Origin of the sequence: Mesorhizobium sp. Cs1299R1N3 (assembly GCF_037179625.1) — a bacterium.
GTDB lineage: Bacteria > Pseudomonadota > Alphaproteobacteria > Rhizobiales > Rhizobiaceae > Mesorhizobium > Mesorhizobium salmacidum.
In genome coordinates, this window is record NZ_JAPYKQ010000004.1 from 366,445 (window position 1) to 384,796 (window position 18,352).

At 61.5% G+C, this 18,352-nt stretch carries 15 protein-coding genes and 1 tRNA gene; 7 read left to right on the forward strand and 9 right to left on the reverse strand.

Annotation, left to right across the window (positions count from 1 at the left end; genetic code table 11):
- Positions 1-121: 121 nt before the first annotated feature.
- Complete coding sequence (locus O7B34_RS12870; RefSeq protein WP_337146387.1) at positions 122-1,075, forward strand: transglutaminase-like cysteine peptidase; 954 nt, start codon at positions 122-124, stop codon at positions 1,073-1,075.
- 132 nt (positions 1,076-1,207) lie between these two features.
- On the opposite strand, the gene O7B34_RS12875 is transcribed toward O7B34_RS12870, so the two are convergent.
- From O7B34_RS12875 to O7B34_RS12900, 6 genes are all read right to left on the reverse strand, one after another.
- Positions 1,208-1,849: a ribbon-helix-helix domain-containing protein gene (locus O7B34_RS12875; RefSeq protein WP_140718022.1), complete on the reverse strand. Its 642-nt coding sequence runs from the start codon at positions 1,847-1,849 to the stop codon at positions 1,208-1,210.
- The gene (locus O7B34_RS12880) at positions 1,839-3,128 is read right to left on the reverse strand and encodes an HlyD family type I secretion periplasmic adaptor subunit (protein WP_337143660.1); all 1,290 of its coding nucleotides are present in this window, start codon (positions 3,126-3,128) and stop codon (positions 1,839-1,841) included. Before O7B34_RS12880 ends, O7B34_RS12875 begins: the two co-directional genes overlap by 11 nt.
- A gap of 50 nt (positions 3,129-3,178) precedes the next feature.
- The gene (locus tag O7B34_RS12885) at positions 3,179-5,311 is read right to left on the reverse strand and encodes a type I secretion system permease/ATPase (RefSeq protein WP_337146388.1); all 2,133 of its coding nucleotides are present in this window, start codon (positions 5,309-5,311) and stop codon (positions 3,179-3,181) included.
- A 39-nt stretch (positions 5,312-5,350) separates the two neighbouring features.
- A complete protein-coding gene (locus O7B34_RS12890) occupies positions 5,351-6,799 on the reverse strand; it encodes a TolC family protein (protein ID WP_027145931.1) in 1,449 nt (482 codons plus the stop codon).
- Between the two features lie 491 nt (positions 6,800-7,290).
- Positions 7,291-7,365 (reverse strand) — tRNA-Gln (locus tag O7B34_RS12895).
- Positions 7,366-7,492: 127 nt separating this feature from the next.
- Positions 7,493-7,837, reverse strand: a complete 345-nt coding sequence (locus tag O7B34_RS12900) for a VOC family protein (protein WP_337146389.1) — start codon at positions 7,835-7,837, stop codon at positions 7,493-7,495.
- A gap of 224 nt (positions 7,838-8,061) precedes the next feature.
- On the opposite strand from O7B34_RS12900, the gene ppdK reads away from it, so the two are divergent.
- From ppdK to O7B34_RS12915, 3 genes are all read left to right on the forward strand, one after another.
- Positions 8,062-10,740: a pyruvate, phosphate dikinase gene (ppdK, locus tag O7B34_RS12905; protein WP_337146390.1), complete on the forward strand. Its 2,679-nt coding sequence runs from the start codon at positions 8,062-8,064 to the stop codon at positions 10,738-10,740.
- A 123-nt stretch (positions 10,741-10,863) separates the two neighbouring features.
- Positions 10,864-11,964: a glycosyltransferase family 9 protein gene (locus O7B34_RS12910; RefSeq protein ID WP_337146391.1), complete on the forward strand. Its 1,101-nt coding sequence runs from the start codon at positions 10,864-10,866 to the stop codon at positions 11,962-11,964.
- Between the two features lie 169 nt (positions 11,965-12,133).
- Complete coding sequence (locus O7B34_RS12915) at positions 12,134-12,874, forward strand: polysaccharide deacetylase family protein (protein ID WP_337146392.1); 741 nt, start codon at positions 12,134-12,136, stop codon at positions 12,872-12,874.
- Positions 12,875-12,969: 95 nt separating this feature from the next.
- Here O7B34_RS12915 and O7B34_RS12920 read toward each other — a convergent pair whose 3' ends face one another.
- Together O7B34_RS12920 and O7B34_RS12925 are read right to left on the reverse strand one after the other, a co-directional pair.
- On the reverse strand, positions 12,970-13,359 hold the full coding sequence (locus tag O7B34_RS12920) for a DUF427 domain-containing protein (RefSeq protein WP_337143666.1): 390 nt from the start codon (positions 13,357-13,359) through the stop codon (positions 12,970-12,972).
- A 130-nt stretch (positions 13,360-13,489) separates the two neighbouring features.
- Entirely contained in the window at positions 13,490-13,843 is a 354-nt protein-coding gene (locus O7B34_RS12925) for a hypothetical protein (RefSeq protein WP_140510466.1), read from the reverse strand.
- A 321-nt stretch (positions 13,844-14,164) separates the two neighbouring features.
- Between O7B34_RS12925 and O7B34_RS12930 the strand changes: the two genes are divergently transcribed.
- Both O7B34_RS12930 and O7B34_RS12935 read left to right on the forward strand, forming a co-directional pair.
- A complete protein-coding gene (locus tag O7B34_RS12930) occupies positions 14,165-15,793 on the forward strand; it encodes a fatty-acid--CoA ligase (protein WP_337146393.1) in 1,629 nt (542 codons plus the stop codon).
- Between the two features lie 80 nt (positions 15,794-15,873).
- Positions 15,874-16,659, forward strand: a complete 786-nt coding sequence (locus O7B34_RS12935; RefSeq protein ID WP_337146394.1) for a DUF1499 domain-containing protein — start codon at positions 15,874-15,876, stop codon at positions 16,657-16,659.
- Between the two features lie 68 nt (positions 16,660-16,727).
- Here O7B34_RS12935 and O7B34_RS12940 read toward each other — a convergent pair whose 3' ends face one another.
- A complete protein-coding gene (locus O7B34_RS12940) occupies positions 16,728-17,636 on the reverse strand; it encodes an MBL fold metallo-hydrolase (protein WP_337146395.1) in 909 nt (302 codons plus the stop codon).
- 114 nt (positions 17,637-17,750) lie between these two features.
- Between O7B34_RS12940 and O7B34_RS12945 the strand changes: the two genes are divergently transcribed.
- Positions 17,751-18,341: a biotin transporter BioY gene (locus O7B34_RS12945; protein WP_337146396.1), complete on the forward strand. Its 591-nt coding sequence runs from the start codon at positions 17,751-17,753 to the stop codon at positions 18,339-18,341.
- Positions 18,342-18,352: the final 11 nt, after the last annotated feature.

Genomic DNA, 18,352 nt, shown 5'->3' on the forward strand with positions numbered 1-18,352 from the left:
AGTATAAATACGTATAAAATTTTACACAAAATAGCAAAATCACTTTGCGGGAAAGTTATCCACCTTCATTTCCAGTAATTTGAGACAAGATTGGTAGCGTCCACGGTCAAAGGTGGGCGTCATGAAAAAACAAAAGAATGCTCCGGGGAAGAGAAAACTCGAGTTGCTTCTGCTGGCACTGGGGATAGCCGGCGCGACGCAGCCAGCCCTTGCCGGGCCGGTCATCAGGGATTTCCTGCCCGAAACAGCACTGCTTGGAACGGTCCAGGCACCGCCTGGTCTCGGCGGCATTTCGCTGCGGAGCTACCAGCCCTGGCAGCCGGCCGCCGCCTACCAGATCAGCCTCGTCCTGAACGGCTACAATCCCGTTTCCGCGCAAGACCGGTCCAGCGCCTCGATGGCGCAAGAAGGCAGGGATGTCGACCCGATGCAGACTGCGTCGATTATCCCGGGCGTGTTCGGGTCGGTTGCGCTGTCCATGCGCAATTTTCCGGTTTCGGCGCGCTGGGCACCGGTCTACCAGGCCATAACCGGTTGCACCGCCGGCAGTCCCTGCGACCACAAGAGCCCGGCCTTCGCGGCCATGGTTTCTGCTGCCCAAGGCAAGAGGTTTGTCGAAAAACTGTCGTTCATCAACAGCGGCATCAACCACCTGATCGCCTACAGGAAGGACAGCGTCGTTTACGGCAAGCTCGACTATTGGGCGAAGCCTTCGGAAATCCTCGCCAATCGCGCCGGCGACTGCGAGGACTTCGCCATTCTCAAGATGACGGCGTTGCTGAGGGCCGGCATTCCGGCACGCAGCATGTCGCTCGTCGTTCTCCAGGACCGCAAGCGAGGTTTCTTCCACGCCGTGCTTTCGGTGAGCACTGCAAGCGGCGCTTACATTCTCGACAGTCTCAACAATACGGTGCTCAAGGACAGCGCGCTTCCGGACTATCAGCCACTGTACTCGTTCAGCACCGACCGGGCATGGATCCATGGGTCCAAACCGGGGGCCGCGCAGATGGCCGACGTCAAAGGCGGTTTCGAAACCGTCGCGCCTGGCGAAGGCGCGCAGATGGAAGTCAAGTAAAGGCAAAGCGCGGTCGCTGTTTGTCCCCGGCTGAATGCCCGGAGCAATTCAAGGAAAAGTGCGTAGCGCTTTGCCTGGGCAAATTGCTTCAAGACAAAGAGATAGAACGGTTCCGCGAAACGATGAGCGGCTCTAACCGTTGAAGACAAAAGCCATCAGCAATTCCAGGTCCAGCACCGGCGCGCGCACCACGTTCAGCTGGCCCCGGTAACGGCGCTCTCCGGCGCCGATCACAAATCCGCTCGCAACGGCAACGTCGCCGTTGGTGTCGAGGCGCGCGAATATATCCGCCACGTTGAGATCCAGCGCCAGCTTCAGGTCCTGCCGCGTGTCTCCGTCGAATGCCGTCGGCAACTGCCGTTTGACCAATTGCTGGAATGGCGCATTGAACGTCACGATCTTCTTGGTCGATGCCAAGGCGAAAGCCGGCGACGGACAGGCAAGCAGAATGGCGTTTACCGTTCTGATCGACGCAAGCCTGCGCAAATTCAGGTTCTCGTGTCCCAACGCGCGAATGCAGGCCACCCGAATTGCCGAGGTCAGGTTTCCGTTCTCCGCGTGACTTTCGGCGATCTCGTCGACCAGCATGCCGATGGTGCATTTGCGGCTCTCGGCCATCTGTTTCAGCGAAAGCCAGAAAGCCCGTTCCAGACGGATGCCGCGCCTTGTGCCGCCGCGCGCCACGACGCGGAACTCGAGCTCGAAATCTTCTGTCGGCAGCGGCAGAAGCAAACGGTCTTCGGGGGGCGGGGGAGAGATGGCGCTAGCGCTCACTCATTGCCTCCTGACGTGCTTTGTTGATCGGCTTCAGCAGGTAGCTCAGGATCGTCTTGCGTCCGGTCTTGATATCCACGGAACAGATCATGCCGGGGATGATTGAATATGCCTTTCCGTCTCGCTCCAGTGTCGATTTGTCGGTTGAAACACGCACCTGGTAATAGGGCTCGCCCGTCTTCTGATCGACCAGGCTGTCCGCGGTAATGTTGGAAACCTTGCCTTCGATGCCGCCAAAGATCGAGAAGTCGTAAGCCGTGACCTTTATCAAGGCATCCTGGTCGGGGCGGATAAAGGCGACATCGCGGGGCGAAACACGCGCTTCGACCAGCAATGTCTCGGAAGTGGGCACAATGCCGGCTACGACAGTACCGGGCTGGACGAAGGCGCCGACGGTGTTCAGTTCCATCGTGTTGACGATACCGTCCACCGGAGAACGGATATCCGTTCGCGCGACTTTGTCGGTCGCGCCGCGAATGGTTTCGTCCACCACGGAAAGATCGGCCAAGGCCTGCGTCAGGTCATCGAGCGCTTCCTGTTTCAACTGCAGCCCGAGTTCCTCGACCTGGAGCTGCGCCTCGGTGATCGCCGACTTGGCTTTCTTTATCGTCTCGCCGGCCAGGTTCAATTGGCCGTTGAGTTCGGTCTGCTCCTGTTCGACCTTGAGCTGCTCGGTCCTTGCCATCAGACCTTTCTTGACCATCGCCTCGACCAGCTTCGCCTGCTGGTCGCTCACAGCCAGGTTTTTTGTCAGGCGGTCGACATTGGCGTTCGCCTCGTCGAGTTCCTTTTCGCGCTGGTCGAGGCGCGACTTGAGCACCGACAGCTTGTTGTCGAAGTTTTCGCGCCGGGCAACGAGGAGATTTTGCTCGTTGTCGCAGATTTCGGGTGCCACCGCCTGAATGTCCTGCGGACACGGAAACGATCCGGTGATGCTGCCGCTCTGTTCGTATTTGAGCCTGGCGATCCGTGTTTGCAGGGCCCGCGCCTTGGCCTGCTGTTCGCCGAGGCTGGACGTGTTCAAAGTGTTGTCGAGACGAATGATAAGGTCGTTCTTCCTGACGACCTGCCCCACCTTAACGGCGATTTCCTGAACGACGCCCGGCTCGCTGGCTTGGATGACCTGGGTCTTGGAGGCCGGTATGACCTTGCCGTCGCCACGCGCGATCTCGTCGACCTCGGCGAATGATGACCAAGCGACAAAGGCGACGAAGAGCGCCGCTATGATGAATATGGACGCCGTCGCAAAAAGCGGCGGGCGGTCTTCTCTGGCAAGCATTTCCTACGCCCCGTTATTATATCGGTTTCAGCCCGATATAATTTGTTCATTCAGGTATTTGTTCTCTGCAGCGCCTGAATGACTTGTTCTTTTGGCCCATCGGCAACGATCTTTCCTTGCTCGACCACAATAAGGCGATCAGCCAATTCGAGCATGCTGAAGCGATGCGTCGAGACGATCAGCGTCGTGTTGCGGTCAAATGCCGTCTTGAGTTGCTTGATCAGCTGTCGTTCCGAAGCCAGGTCCATCGAGCCGGACGGTTCATCCAGAAAGACGATCTTCGGCTTGGTCAAAAGCAGCCGGGCAATCGCCACCGTCTGTCTCTGCCCGCCGGAAAGATTGGTGCCCCGCTCGCCGACATTCATGTCGTAGCCGCGTGGATGGCGAGAGACGAACTCGTCGACGCCGGCGGCTTTTGCGGCTTCGATGATCTGTTCGTCGGTCGCCTCGGGAGCTGCCATGAGCAGGTTCTCCTTCACTGTGCCCGAAAACAGATCGCCGGCTTGCGCGACGATTCCCACGGCGGCGCGCACCTCCGACGGGTGATACTGGCGGATGTCGATGCCATCCAACAGCAGCTCGCCTGAACTCGGCAGGAAAAGCCTGCCGATCAGGCGTCCCATCGTCGTCTTGCCTGACCCGATGCGGCCGATGATGCCGATGCGCTCCCCCGGCTTCACCGAGAAGTTCAGGCCGGACAGAACCTCGTTTTCCGAGCCGGGGTAGACGAAGCCGACATTCTTGAACGTCATCGCCCCATTGCGGATCGGGCGATTGACAAAGCCCACCGTGTCCGGCCGGTCTTCCGGTTGGGCCATGATGGAATTCACCATTCTCAAGGAGAGCATGGCCTGCCGAAATCTCGACAAGGTGATCGCGATCTGGCCGAGCGGAGCCACGGCCCGGCTCGCCAGCATCACCGTGCCGATAATGGCTCCTGTCGAAACGTGCCCTTCCGAAAAGGCATAGGCTCCGGCCACGACCAGGGCGACCGTCACAAGCTGCTGGATGGCCTGGGTGATGTTGCCGGCCGCCGCCGAGAGCTGCTTGATCTTCTCGGAGGTGTTGGCCGCATTCTTCGAATGCTCGCCCCACTTCCTCAGCAAGTAGGCTTCGGCACGCAGGGACTTGATTGTTTCCAGCGTGGAGATGGACTCGACCAGCAAGGCCTGGCGCTGGGATGCCTCGTTCATCGACGCGGCGACCCGTTTGCCGATGCGGCGTTGCGTGACGAGGCCGACTATCACCGACGCCACGAATGCCAAGGCCGGTATGACGACCAACCAATCGCCGATCGCGTAGATGACCAGCAGGAAGATGAAGACGAAGGCCGTGTCGATGAAGACGCTGATGGTGTTGGAGGTGAAGAACTCCCTGACGAACTCATATTGAGTGACACGGTTGGCATATTCGCCGGTCGAGCCCGGACGAGCGGACAAGGATGAATTCAGCACCTTCTCGAACAGCAAATACGATATCCGCAGGTCCGCCTTGCGCCCGGCATAGTCGATGAGCGAGGCCCGGGCCGTCTTCAGAAGCAGGTCGAAAAGAATGACGGCACCGATACCGATCGCCAGCACCCAGAGCGTCGATATCGCCTTGTTCGGCAATATGCGGTCATAGACGTTCATGGTGAAGATCGGCGAGGCGATGGCCAGCAGGTTGATGAAGATCGCCGACAGCACGACCTTCGAATAGGTACGCCAGAAAGCGCCCATCGTTCCTGTCAGCCAATGGCGCCGTTCGATCTGCTGCGCCGACCCGACCTTCATGCCTTCGGTGGCGTTGGCATAGGTGATCGAGAAGGATACGCCGCCGCTGATGTAACTTGCGGCCAGCTCGGATTTGCCGACAGTCGTGCGCCCGTCTTCCTGCGGGGCAGTAAGATACCCGTCGCCGTCGATTTCCGCCAGCAGGGCGATCGGCAACTGGCTGACACGGAAGAGAATTGCGGGAAGATCGACGCGACCGCGCAAGAAGTCGCGATGGTTGAATTCGTGGGTCTCGAGACCGATGCGTTCGGCAAGATGCCTGATCTCGGTGACCTCGATGCGCGTGTCCGAAATCGCTACCCCGGCAAACAGCACGGTTTCCGCGCTCGGCCTGCCGAGATAGGCGGCAACCGCCGAAAAGCAGGCCTTGAATGCCTCCTTGGGCGACAGAATATGTGGCTGCTGATTCACGACCCGCCCGCCAGGACCCTCAACCCCCCTTACACCGGCTCACTTCTTCCTGACCGGGGCAAGGATGTCGAAAGGTATATCGTTCGTCTGTTCCGACGGGGTCCGTGCATAGGTTTCGGTGTCCGCGTTCGCCGGAACAGCAAATTCGTCCTTGGCGTAGGCCGTGGCCTGCTTTGGCGGATGGATGTCCATCGTTTTCAGCAACTGCCCGGTCGCTGCCAGAAGCCGATATTGGGCAAAAAGGGATGCGTAGGACGCGGTGTCCGCCAGCGTCGCTGTGTTGAACCGTGTATTTTGCGCATCCAGCACATCGAGCAGCGAGCGCTGTCCGACCTTGAACTGCTCGCGATAAGAGGCAACCAGCTTCTCGCTGGAAGCGGCTTGCAGCTTCAGGGTCTTTGCCAAATCGGCTTGCCGGAAGCGGCGATCCCAGGACGTGCGAACGGCCTCTTCGATCTCCCGCAGAACCTGATGCAGCCCAAGCCGCTGCTCGCTGGCGCGGCGGATTTGCTCCTGCTCATTCGCTTTGTCGATGCCGCCGCGGTACAGGTTCCAACGCAGCACCAATCGTGCCTGCAAATCGGACGTGTCTCCATTGTCGCCGTCAATGTCATATCCGGCCCGGGCGGTGCCTTCGGCGACGATCGAAGGGCCGTATTTCGCCCGAGCGGCGTCAACCTGCGAGGCCGCGGCCGCAATATCGCTATTGGCCATGTGGACGCGCGGATTGTTCTCCCGCGCAATGCCCAGTGCGTCGTCGAGCGACCTTGGCAGCGCGGAGGAAACATCGCCAGGCCGCGAAGCATTGGTCAGCGGTTTCCCGACTGTCTTGAAGAAGCGTATCCTCGAGGCCTCGAGTTCCTCGGAGGCTTCCTGCATGCGGGCCTTGGCCGCGAACAAGCGCTCCTCGGCCTGTTGCCGGTCGGCTTCGTTCAACCCGCCGCCTGCGATGCCTTCCCTGATGTCGTGGAGAATCGCTTGATGAAAGCCCAGATTCTTCTTTGCCTCTGCCACGATCGAGCCCTGAAGCATGTATTCCAGGTAATCCTGGACAACCGACAGCCCGATGAACTCGGATCGCTCCAGCACGCGGAACGAGGCGCCATCGACTCGGGAGGCCTGACGGTTGAGTTCGGCTCGTCTTGCGCCGCTATCATAAAGCGTTTGTGAAACCGTCAGATCGGTCTCCGCGGGATAAAGCGCATCGTGCTCGATGGAGAGCGCTCGGCGGGAGGAGTTGTCCAGGCGGCGAGCACCAGTAGATGCCTGCAGGTCGACGCTTGGGAGATAAAGCCCTTTCGCCTGCCGCAGCTCGAACTCGATCGCCTCACGGTTTTCGATGGCCTGGCCGATTTCCGGGTTGGATTCCACCGCAACCGCCATGGCCTCCTTGAGCGTCAATGCATGCGCGCCCCAGCAGCTCAGCATGGTAGCCGTCATCAAGAGGCCAACGCCCATGACCTTGGTCGACAGACCTGTCGTCTTCATTTTCCCACCCACGTTTCCCCGCCCTTTTCAAGGGCGCCCCAGCCGGCTCGGCGCCTGGCTTTGTTCGCTATCTTACAAATTAACGTGGACGTTTCATTATTAAGCTGTGACTAAACGATAGATTTTGGGCAGACGGCCAAAAAATGTAGCAAAAATAGCACACATTTGAGATGTCGGGGGGATCAAGTGCCGGCGTCGAAACTTGGAGCACCGCAACAAAATATGGAGATGGCAAACAGCAAGCCTGTTCTGACAACATGCTGACGAGTACGCCCGTCTGCAAATAAAGTTGCTCTCGCAGGCAATAAGGGCACCCTTAACAAACCCAGGCGAAGGAGGGTTTTGTCCGGCCACCCCCATTGCCGACATGCTCTGGTCGCGCTTTGACATCTACGTGGCTGGCGAGATCGCCGAGGCACGGCCGAGCGGACACTTCTTGGGTGGAGCAGGGTCGATTCGGTGCGTGCTTCGGTCTCAATGAAGTCTGCGCTTGGCTGGGGCGCCAGGATTCGAACCTGGGAATGTCGGTACCAAAAACCGATGCCTTACCACTTGGCGACGCCCCAATAGCCGTCAGAGTCGCTGTGCGGGCGCGTTATTAGCAGAGCAGCCGAAAAGCACAATGCTTATGAGCGACCGCGAAGGCACCCGGCTGACCAGCAGCGCGATTGCCGCCAGATGATCCACAACGGATTATACGGACCACACAGCCAACTCGTTGCCGGCCGGGTCGACAAAGTGGAAGCGTCGACCGCCGGGGAATGGGAATATCGGCTTGACGATCGTTCCGCCGGCGCTTTCGACCGCGCCAAGGGTTTCTTCCAGATTCTCACTGTAAAGCACAGGCAGCGGCTTGGCCGGCGCTTCCTCTGCATCGGCCTGAAAACCTCCGTCCAGCCCCTCCGCAAAGGCCGAATAGGTTGGTCCATAATCGGTGAACGACCAGCCAAAGGCGGCACTGTAGAAGCCTTTCATCCGGTCCAGCGTGCCGCCGGTCGCCGGCATTTCCAGAGAGTCCAGTTTTCCAGGCTGTTTCATGAGGCACCTCTTTGTTCCCTTTATGTTCTAGACATCGAACCATCAGGTGGCAAGTCTTTTTGACGCATCCCGGGCGATGGCTTTTTCTTAATCGATTGTAGCGACCCGACGACTTGCCCGGCGCTTGCGTTTCGCACTGCAGCATCATATCGCTCGAAGTCGGACACGGGCGGAGCTTTCCGTTTCGCCAATCTTTCCAATCTCCTGCAACCGGAGAGCAAAGCATGACCAAATGGGTTTTCACCTTTGGCGATGGTGCGGCGGAAGGCCGTGCCGGCGACAGGAATCTGTTGGGCGGCAAGGGCGCCAATCTGGCCGAGATGTGCAGCCTGGGCCTGCCGGTGCCGCCGGGCTTCACGATCACCACCGAGGTCTGCAATGCCTACTATGCCGATGGCCGTGCCTACCCGGCGGGATTGGAAGCCGACGTCGCCGTCGCGCTCGACCATATCGGCCGGCTGACTGGCCGCCGGTTCGGCGACCCGTCGAAGCTGCTCCTGGTTTCGGTGCGTTCCGGCGCCCGGGCGTCGATGCCCGGCATGATGGACACCGTGCTCAATCTCGGATTGAACGACGAGACGGTCGAGGCGCTGGCCTCCGATTCCGGCGATGCGCGCTTTGCCTATGACAGCTACCGCCGTTTCATCCAGATGTATTCCGATGTCGTCATGGGTCTCGATCACGAGGTGTTCGAGGAAATCCTGGAAGACCAGAAAGCCAGCCTCGGCCATGAGCTCGACACCGAGCTGACGGCCATCGAATGGCAAGGCGTCATCGCGCTCTACAAGGCCAAGGTCGAGGAAGAGCTGGGCAAGCCGTTCCCGCAGGATCCGCACGAGCAGCTCTGGGGCGCGATCGGCGCGGTGTTTTCGAGCTGGATGAACAACCGCGCCATCACCTACCGGCGCCTGCACGATATTCCCGAAAGCTGGGGCACGGCGGTCAATGTCCAGGCCATGGTGTTCGGCAATATGGGCGAGACCTCGGCCACCGGCGTTGCCTTCACCCGCAACCCGTCGACCGGCGAAAAGCAGCTCTATGGCGAGTTCCTGGTCAACGCGCAGGGCGAGGATGTCGTTGCCGGCATCCGCACGCCGCAGAACATCACCGAGGCGGCGCGCATCGCGGCGGGTTCCGACAAGCCGTCACTGCAGAAGCTGATGCCGGACGCCTTCCAGTCCTTCGTCACCATCTCCGACAGCCTGGAAAAGCACTACCGCGACATGCAGGACCTCGAATTCACAATCGAGCGCGGCAAATTGTGGATGCTGCAGACAAGGTCCGGCAAGCGCACCGCCAAGGCGGCACTCAGGATCGCGGTCGAGATGGCCAGGGACGGGCTGATCACCAAGGAGGAGGCTGTCGCTCGCATCGATCCGGCTTCGCTCGACCAGTTGCTGCATCCGACCATCGACCCAAAAGCCGCGCGCGACGTCATCGGCGTCGGCCTGCCGGCGTCGCCGGGAGCCGCCACCGGCGAGATCGTCTTTTCCTCCGGCGATGCCGAGGACCTGAAGACGCAAGGACGCAAGGCGATCCTGGTGCGCATAGAGACCAGTCCGGAAGATATCCACGGCATGCATGCGGCCGAAGGCATCCTGACCACGCGCGGCGGCATGACCAGCCACGCCGCCGTCGTTGCGCGCGGCATGGGCAAGCCTTGCGTCTCGGGCGCCGGCTCGCTGCGTGTCGACTACAGGGCCGGCACGCTGCTCTCGATGGGACAGACCTTCCGCAAGGGCGACATCATCACCATCGATGGCGGCAATGGCCAGGTGCTCAAGGGCGCCGTGGCGATGCTGCAGCCGGAATTGTCAGGCGATTTCGCCGCGATCATGGAGTGGGCGGACGCGGTGCGCCGCATGAGGGTGCGCACCAATGCCGAAACGCCGCTCGATGCGCGCATGGCGCGCTCTTTCGGCGCCGAAGGCATCGGCCTTTGCCGCACCGAGCACATGTTCTTCGACGGCGCCCGCATCGTCGCCATGCGCGAGATGATCCTGGCCGACACCGAGAAGGACCGGCGCGCCGCGCTGGCCAAGCTTCTGCCCATGCAGCGCTCGGATTTCCTGGAGCTGTTCGAGATCATGGCCGGTCTGCCGGTGACGATCCGCCTGCTCGATCCGCCGCTGCACGAATTCCTGCCCAAGACGGAAGCGGAAGTCGCCGAAGTCGCGGCCGCCATGAACGTATCGCCCGACAAGCTCAGACAGCGCACCGAGGCGCTGCACGAATTCAACCCGATGCTCGGCCATCGCGGCTGTCGGCTCGCCGTCTCTTACCCGGAGATCGCCGAGATGCAGGCGCGCGCCATTTTCGAGGCGGCCGTCGAGGCCGGCAGGAAAGCCGGCGCGCTGGTGGTGCCCGAGATCATGGTGCCGCTGGTCGGCCTGGTGAAGGAACTCGATTATGTGAAGGCGCGTATCGATGCGGTCGCCAAGAGCGTCATGGACGAGAGCGGCGTCAAGATCGATTACCTCACTGGAACGATGATTGAGCTCCCCCGCGCGGCGATCCGTGCCCATGTCATCGCGGAGTCGGCCGAGTTCTTCTCCTTCGGCACCAACGACCTCACCCAGACCACCTTCGGCATCTCGCGCGACGACGCGGCCTCCTTCCTGGAAACCTACCGCCAGAAGGGCATCATCGAGCAGGATCCGTTCGTCTCCCTCGATATCGACGGTGTCGGCGAACTGGTGCGCATGGCGGCGCAAAAGGGCAGGGCGACGCGGCCTGGCATCAAGCTTGGCATCTGCGGCGAACATGGTGGTGATCCCTCGTCGATCCGCTTCTGCGAGGATGTCGGGCTCGACTACGTCTCCTGCTCACCCTATCGCGTGCCGATCGCCAGGCTGGCGGCGGCGCAGGCCGCGGTGCACGCGGCAAAGGCAGGACGCGGCTAGACCGGTACGAAGCTTACGGTTTTGTATGAAAACTCACGCGAACGTGCTGGCGACATGAGCGCAATCTCGACATTGTTTGCGACCAATTTGCGGATGACCGCCAATTGTCTCCGGAAACAGACGTTGCAGATATCACCCGCTCCGTTCCGCTCGATCCTGATTATTCAAACGAAGTTCATAGGCGATATCGTCCTCGCCTCGACGCTCGCCAGGAACCTGCAGCTCGAATTTTCCGGCGCCAGGATCGTATTCCTCTGCGAAGCCCACTTCGAGAGCTTCGTGGTTGCGCATGGCATCGCTTCCGAGGTGGTTACGTTCAGGCGGGCCCGCATGCGAGGCAACCCGCTGGAGCGTGGAAAAGAGCTTTATGCCGTGGTGCGGGCGCTGCGCCGCTTCCACTTCGATCTGACGATCGATTTGACCGATTCCAAGACCTCTCGGGTCGTCAGCGGGTTCGTCAACGCCAGGAAGCGTGTCGGCTACAATCCTCCCGAGAGGCCGCTGAGGCTGCTGGAGCGGCAGCCCGCCAATGTGTTTGCCAAACCATACGGGTTTGGCGGGCAGCATTTTGTCTATCGCTATCTCTCCCCTCTTGAAGCACTCGGCATCGATTTGCGCGTGACGGTACCGAGCATCCAGCCGCCGACATTCGAGGCCACGAAAGCCCTGGCGCTTCTGCGCACGCACGATATCCACCCGAACGCCTTCGTCGCCGTCCATGCGGGCGCGAGTTTCAAGGGCCGGCAATGGCAGCCGGAACGGTTTGCCGAGGCGATTGACCAGGTTGCGGCCGAAACCGGACTGGGCGTCGTCCTAGTGGGAGGGCCAGGCGAACGTGAAACCGCCGCGCGGATCGTTTCCGGGACCGCGACGCCGGTGGTCGACCTGGTCGGAGCGCTTTCGCTCGAGAGCCTGCTGGCGGTCCTGGAACAGGCCCGGCTGTTTCTCGGCAACGAAAGCGGCCCGATGCACATGGCCGCTGCCGCGGGTACCCCGGTTGTCGGCCTTTTCGGCCTGACGCATCCGTCGCGCTGGGGACCTGTCGGCGTGCCCAGCATCGCGCTTCGGCCGTCAATGCCCTGCGATTGCGTGGCCAGGGATTTGTGTCGCCGGTCCGACCCCAGCAAGGCTTGCTGTGTCTGGCGTCTGGAGGTGAAGCCGGTCGTCGACGCTGTGCGCGAGATCCTCGCACGCACCGATCTGAAAAAGGAACGCGTTGTCTGAGGGCGATCGGTCGGCAAGACTGTCGCCGAATGTTCACCAAGCCGGAGGTCAAATTGCCGCGCCAGGCGTTTTTCTGCTATCCCTCGTCCGATTTCCGCCTTCATGCGGGTTTTTTGGGATGGCGGCTTGAAGTCGCCAGCCGGGAATTTGGTTTCGGGAATTTGGTTTAATGCGTCTGCTGCAAAAACATCTCTGCACGATCGCCATGTCGGTGGCGCCGATATCCGGCGTCCATGCCGCGCCGCTGGTCGAACCCACGCTGCACATCAAGCCGGCTGCAAGCGGAACCGGCCGCGTTGCGCTCACGCTCGATGCCTGCGGCGGCAAGACCGACACGCGCATTCTCTCGGCGCTGGTGGACAACAAGATACCGGCCACCATTTTCGTCACCGGCATCTGGCTGAAGCGCAACGCCGAGGCCGTCGCGATCATGCGGGCGCATCCCGACCTGTTCGAACTGGAAAATCACGGCGGCCGCCATGTTCCGGCGGTCGACACGCCACGGAAGATCTATGGCATAAGCAGCGCCGGCAGCCCGGAGGCTGTGCTCGCCGAGGTCGAGTCAGGGGCCGCGGCTCTGGCCACGACCGGCGAGCCGGCGCCGAAATGGTTCCGTGGCGCAACCGCCGAATACAGCCCCTCGGCCATCGCGATGATCCGCAAGCTGGGCTTCAAGATTGCCGGCTTCTCGATCAATGGCGACGGCGGCTCGCTGCTCGGCGCCAAGGAAACCGCCAGGCGTATCGCCGCTGCCAAGGATGGCGACGTCATTATCTCGCACATCAACCAGCCGACCCACGCCGCCGGCGAGGGCGTGGTGCAGGGCTTGCTGGCACTCAAGGACAAGGGCATGACCTTCGTGCGGCTCGACGACGCCGACGGGACGGGCGATCATGGCACCACTGAGTAGGGCGGTTCAGTGTTTTGATAGAACCGCCGAACCGCTCTAACGACTGGGCCTGATTTGAATCTCAATGCACCTTTAAGTGCGTCGGGCCGAAGCGTTCAGTCCGGCTTGGCTTCGATGGTGACCTTGCTGGCATAGAACGCGCCGTGGTCGCGGATCTCGGTCATCTCGTCGTACGGCTGGCGGTAGGCCCACATCGCGTCATTGCCCGCTTCGCCCGCCGGCAGCACGCTCCAATAGCTGGCGTCACCCTTATAGGGGCAGTGGGTCGCGTGGTCCGTTCGGCTGAGCTTGTCGAAATCGATGTCGGTGAACGGAATGTAGAAGGCGGCGGGGTAGGGGGCCTCCGTCAGCACCTTCGCCCTCGCGGACGACGCGATGACGGTATCGCCGGCGCGGACCGTGACGGTGCCGGAATAGGGCTCTATCGTGATGATCTTGTCGGGATTGCGCTGGAAGCCGGGTGCCGGGTTGGCGATCTTGTCCATGCTGGTTCCTCCTTGCCCCGACCTTAAGTGTGGTGGACGGCCGGATTGCGCAAGACCCGTAGTCACAAACAAAACAGACGCCATGCGCCCGTGCGTGGCGCGAAGATTGCCTTCTCGTGGCCGCGGAAATTCAGGCGGCGGTTTTGAAGGCATCCATCAGCCCGGCATAGGCGGCCGCGATGCCCGCCACCGGATTGCTGCTTCTGGAAATGGTCTCGACTTTCAGCGCCCCGCCGCCGGTTGGCAAGGTGAGCAGCAGGAACTGGCGATTGCCGCCATCGCCGACGGATGCCGCCGCGACATGCTGGCCTTCCCCTTCGTTCTGGACGCACATCTTGAACAGCAGCGTGCCGCCGACCGCTTCCAGCGCGCCGCCGACAACCTCTACGAACTCGTCTTCGGAAACAGTCTTTTCGTCCGGCACCAGATCGGCCAGGCTTTCGGCAAGCGTACTCTCGAGAACCTTATCGTCGAGCGCGTCCATGCGAACCTCTCTCAGTCGCCAATCGCACCCCTTTGCCCGTTAACGAACCTTAACACCGACGATGGCCGGATTATGACACTTTTTTGCGGTTGGTCCGATCACGAGAGTTTGCGTGGACGTAATGGATTTGAAGCCCCTGTCACTCGAATGGCAGCAAGGCCCGCCAAACGAAATCAAAAAGCGTCCGGATTCAATCGTTTGCCAAATACAGGTCGAACTCCGACTTTCGTCCGCTGCGCCTGTAGGTGGCTGGACAATTCGCCGGTTCGCTTCACAATGCGATCAAAAGCGCGACGTGAAAAGCGTGAGGGAGGGAACGGCATGCTGGGATTGATGCAGGAATGGCCGCTACTGTGCCACAAGCTGATCGACAACGCCGAAAGGCAGCATGGTGTGCGCGAGATCGTGTCGCGTTCGATCGAGGGACCGATCGTGCGCACCACCTACGCCGACATCCATCGTCGTTCCCTCAAGGTCGCCCAGCGCTTGGAGCGCGACGGTTTTGCCTTGGGCGACCGCATCGCGACACTGGCCTGGAATACCGCCCGCCACATCGAGGCGTGGTACGGCATCATGGGCATCGGTGCTATCTACCACACCCTCAATCCGCGCCTGTTTCCCGAACAGATCGTCTGGATCATGAACCACGCCGAGGACAAGGCCGTCTTCGTCGACCTTACCTTCATCCCGTTGCTCGAGAAGATCGCGGGTGCCGTCCAATCGCTGAAGAAGGTGATCGTGCTCACCGACAAGGCGCACATGCCGCAAACGACCCTGCCCGGTGTCGTTGCCTACGAGGACTGGCTTGACGAGGTTGATGGCGACTTCGCCTGGAAGACCTTTCACGAAGGCACCGCGGCCGGCATGTGCTATACGTCCGGCACGACGGGTGACCCAAAGGGCGTCGTCTACAGCCATCGCTCGAACGTGCTGCACGCCATGATCGCTGCCATGCCCGACGCCATGGGCCTGTCGGCGCGCGACACGGTCCTGCCGGTGGTACCGATGTTCCACGCCAATGCCTGGGGCCTTGGCCAGAGCGGGCCGATGACCGGCGCCAAGCTGGTCATGCCTGGCTGCAAGATGGACGGCGCCTCGATCTATGAGTTGCTCGATCAGGAGAAGGTGACATTCAGCGCCGCCGTGCCGACCGTGTGGATGATGCTGCTGCAATATCTGGAAGAGACCGGCAAGACGCTTCCCCATCTCAACAAGGTCGTGATCGGCGGCTCGTCGTGCCCGCGCGCGATCATGGCGAAATTCCAGGACAATTACGGTGTCCAGGTCATCCACGCCTGGGGCATGACCGAAATGTCGCCGCTCGGCACGCTGTGCACCCTGAAGCCGGACTATGCAGGCCTGGACGGCGAGGCGAGGCTCGACGTCCAGGGCAAGCAGGGTTACCCGCCCTTCGGCGTCGAAATGAAGGTGACCGATGACGCCGACAACGCGCAGCCCTGGGACGGCAAGACGTTTGGCCGGCTCAAGGTCCGCGGCCCGGCCGTCGCCCGCGCCTATTATGGCGGTGTGGGGGCGGAGCAGTTCGATGAGGATGGCTGGTTCGATACCGGAGACGTCGCTCATATCGATGCCGGCGGTTACATGCAGATCACCGATCGCGCGAAGGACGTCATCAAGTCCGGCGGCGAATGGATTTCGACCATCGACCTGGAAAATCTGGCTGTCGGCCATCCCGATGTGGCGGAAGCGGCGGCGATCGGCGTCCAGCATTCGAAATGGGGCGAGCGGCCCTTGCTGGTCGTCGTTGCCAAGCCTGGCAAGGAACCGACCAAGGCCGAGATTCTCGATTTCATGGATGGCAAGGTGGCCAAATGGTGGATGCCGGACGACGTCGCCTTCGTCGACGAGATACCGCACACCGCCACCGGCAAGATCCAGAAGATCACCTTGCGTCAGCAGTTCAGGGACTATCGCTTGCCGACGGATTGAGGGGATGTTGCGTGTTTCGGCTTCAAGCCGCCGCAAAAAGGCACTAAACCTCCAGCCTGGTTGGGGCAGCGCAGAGAATAATGGTTAGCATTCCCGAACGGCAAACGTCGAAGGCTGCCGGCTGGTCGCGACGCACGGCCGCCTTTTCGATGGTGCTTTTGCTGACGAACTTTGTCGGCCATCGCTTCGGCCTCGTCCAAACGCCGGTGTTCCTGTGGGTGCTGGGCATTGTCGCCCTGCTGGCGGCGCTGGCGCTGCTGTTCGCCGGCCTGGCCTTTGCAAGGCTGTGGAATTTTGGTGACCGTGGGGGCCGTGATCTCACCGTCGGCGCCTTGCTGGCGCTGCTGGTGCTCACCCCCTACGGCGTTGCCGCCTACTGGGCGACGATCTATCCGCCACTGCGCGACATCTCGACCGATTTCGATGAACCGCCCGCGCTCGATGTCGGTGACCGGACCAGGGACATGAACGTGCTGTCCCCGCCGACGCCGGGTGAGCAGACATTGCAGACCGACAGCTATCCATTGGTCACCGCACGCAGCTACGACCTGCCATTCGAGACCGTCGTCAATGCCGTTGAAACCGTGCTCGACCGGCGTGGCTGGGACCTTTCGGAGCCTTATCCCGAACTCGCCGGGCAGACAGAGGTGACCATTACCGCCATCGCCTCGAGCTTCGTTCTTGGCCTTCCTGCGGACGTCGCCATTCGCGTGAGGGATGACGGCGACACGGTCATCGTTGATATGCGATCTGCCTCGCGTTACGGCCGCCACGATCTTGGCGACAATGCCGCGCGCATCACGGATTTCCTGGCGGAACTGGATCAGGAAGTCGCCGGCCAGGTCGGCGCGGCGCCGGCCCAATAGCCATTTTTTCGGTCGAATTGCGCGCCGGCGGCGATGGTCGGGTGAACACCGTGGGCGGGCGGGCAGGCTTATCGGCCCGGGGTGAAAACGCCATCCATGGCGGGGGCAGTGTCCGTCGCCACCACGCCGCGTTCCACCAGGTCCTCCAGATGGGCAAGCACCGACAGGCCGGCGGCGCCGTGCAGCCGGGGATCGGTATCCCTGTAGATCGCCTTGACCATGGCGGGAATAGTCCTGTCACCGGCTCTGATCCGCTCCAGTATGGCTCGTTCGCGCATCTTGCGATGGGTCTTCAGCCCACGCATGAAAGCGCGCGGCGCAGCCACCGGTCCACCATGGCCAGGCAGCAGCAGGCGATCGCCGCGCTCGATCAGCCGGTCCAGCGATGCCATGTAATCGGCCATTGCCCCGTCCGGCGGCGCGACGATGGATGTTGCCCAGCCCATGACATGATCGGCTGAAAACAGGATGCCGGTGCCTTCCAGCGCGAATGCCGCGTGATTGGCGGTGTGGCCGGGGGTCAGGACCGTCCGGATCGCCCAGCCATCGCCGCTGACCAGTTCACTGTCCGGCAACGCGATGTCGGGAACGAAAGCGGTGTCGGCGCTGGCGTCGAGCGGATTGGTTTCGCCGATACGCAAGGGCCTCGCCGGCCGGTGCGGTCCTTCCGCCAGCACCTGGGCGCCGGTGCGCTCCTTCAGCCGGGCCGCCAGCGGGGAATGGTCGCGATGCGTGTGGCTGACGAAAATGTGGCTGACCGGCCGGCCGGCGATCACGTCGAGCAAGGTTTGAAGATGTGCCTCGTCATCCGGACCGGGATCGATCACCGCCAGCGTGTCGCGGCCCACGACATAGCTGTTGGTGCCATGAAAGGTGAAGGGACTGGGATTCCCAGCCGTGACGCGTTGCACGTCCGGGGCCACGCTTACGCCTTGGCCATAAGCGGGGTCGAAGCTGATATCGAATTTGAGGGCCATGTCGCCACATTATTCCAAGAACGGCAAAACCGATTGCCGCATAGCACGCAAGCAAATATAGAAAAACGCAAGGCCGCGATTGTTGGTTCGCGGCAAGATTGAATGGGGAAGACCATGACAACCGCAACGACGACGCGCCCGCTTGTTTTTCTGGCCTTGCCGCAAGAAGGTGCCGCGCGACTGGCAACGCAGTTTGTCCTGGCGATTGCCGGGACGCTGCTGTTGACCCTTTCGGCCAAGACCAAGGTGGTGCTCGGGCCTGTCGACATCTCCATGCAGACGCTCGCCGTCTTCCTGATCGCCGCCGCCTTCGGCATGCGGCTCGGCGTCGCCACCCTGCTGCTTTATATGGCGGAAGGCGCGATGGGCTTCCCGGTCTTCCAGGGCACGCCGGAAAAAGGCGTAGGTATCGCCTATATGCTCGGCTCGACCGGCGGCTATCTCGCCGGCTTCGTGGTCATGGCCGCGATTGTCGGCTGGGCCGCCGACCGCGGCTGGGACCGTCATCCGATCAAGCTTTTCAACGCCATGCTGGTTGCCGAAGTGGTCATGATGGCGATGGGTTTCGCCTGGCTGGCGCTGCTCATCGGTCCGGAAAAATCCTGGCAATTCGGCGTCGTGCCGTTCATCGTCGGCGACCTGATCAAGGTCGCTCTCGCGGCCAGCCTCGTGCCCGCCGCCTGGTCATTGCTGAAGCGCTCCTGATTTGAGATCAT

Excerpts from the sequence above, each read along its gene's own strand:
- O7B34_RS12870 (WP_337146387.1), top strand. The coding sequence starts at position 122 with ATGAAAAAACAAAAGAATGCTCCGGGGAAGAGAAAACTCGAGTTGCTT.
- O7B34_RS12880 (WP_337143660.1), bottom strand. The coding sequence starts at position 3,128 with ATGCTTGCCAGAGAAGACCGCCCGCCGCTTTTTGCGACGGCGTCCATA.
- O7B34_RS12890 (WP_027145931.1), bottom strand. The coding sequence starts at position 6,799 with ATGAAGACGACAGGTCTGTCGACCAAGGTCATGGGCGTTGGCCTCTTG.
- O7B34_RS12900 (WP_337146389.1), bottom strand. The coding sequence starts at position 7,837 with ATGAAACAGCCTGGAAAACTGGACTCTCTGGAAATGCCGGCGACCGGC.
- ppdK (WP_337146390.1), top strand. The coding sequence starts at position 8,062 with ATGACCAAATGGGTTTTCACCTTTGGCGATGGTGCGGCGGAAGGCCGT.
- O7B34_RS12915 (WP_337146392.1), top strand. The coding sequence starts at position 12,134 with ATGCGTCTGCTGCAAAAACATCTCTGCACGATCGCCATGTCGGTGGCG.
- O7B34_RS12920 (WP_337143666.1), bottom strand. The coding sequence starts at position 13,359 with ATGGACAAGATCGCCAACCCGGCACCCGGCTTCCAGCGCAATCCCGAC.
- O7B34_RS12925 (WP_140510466.1), bottom strand. The coding sequence starts at position 13,843 with ATGGACGCGCTCGACGATAAGGTTCTCGAGAGTACGCTTGCCGAAAGC.
- O7B34_RS12930 (WP_337146393.1), top strand. The coding sequence starts at position 14,165 with ATGCTGGGATTGATGCAGGAATGGCCGCTACTGTGCCACAAGCTGATC.
- O7B34_RS12935 (WP_337146394.1), top strand. The coding sequence starts at position 15,874 with ATGGTTAGCATTCCCGAACGGCAAACGTCGAAGGCTGCCGGCTGGTCG.
- O7B34_RS12940 (WP_337146395.1), bottom strand. The coding sequence starts at position 17,636 with ATGGCCCTCAAATTCGATATCAGCTTCGACCCCGCTTATGGCCAAGGC.
- O7B34_RS12945 (WP_337146396.1), top strand. The coding sequence starts at position 17,751 with ATGACAACCGCAACGACGACGCGCCCGCTTGTTTTTCTGGCCTTGCCG.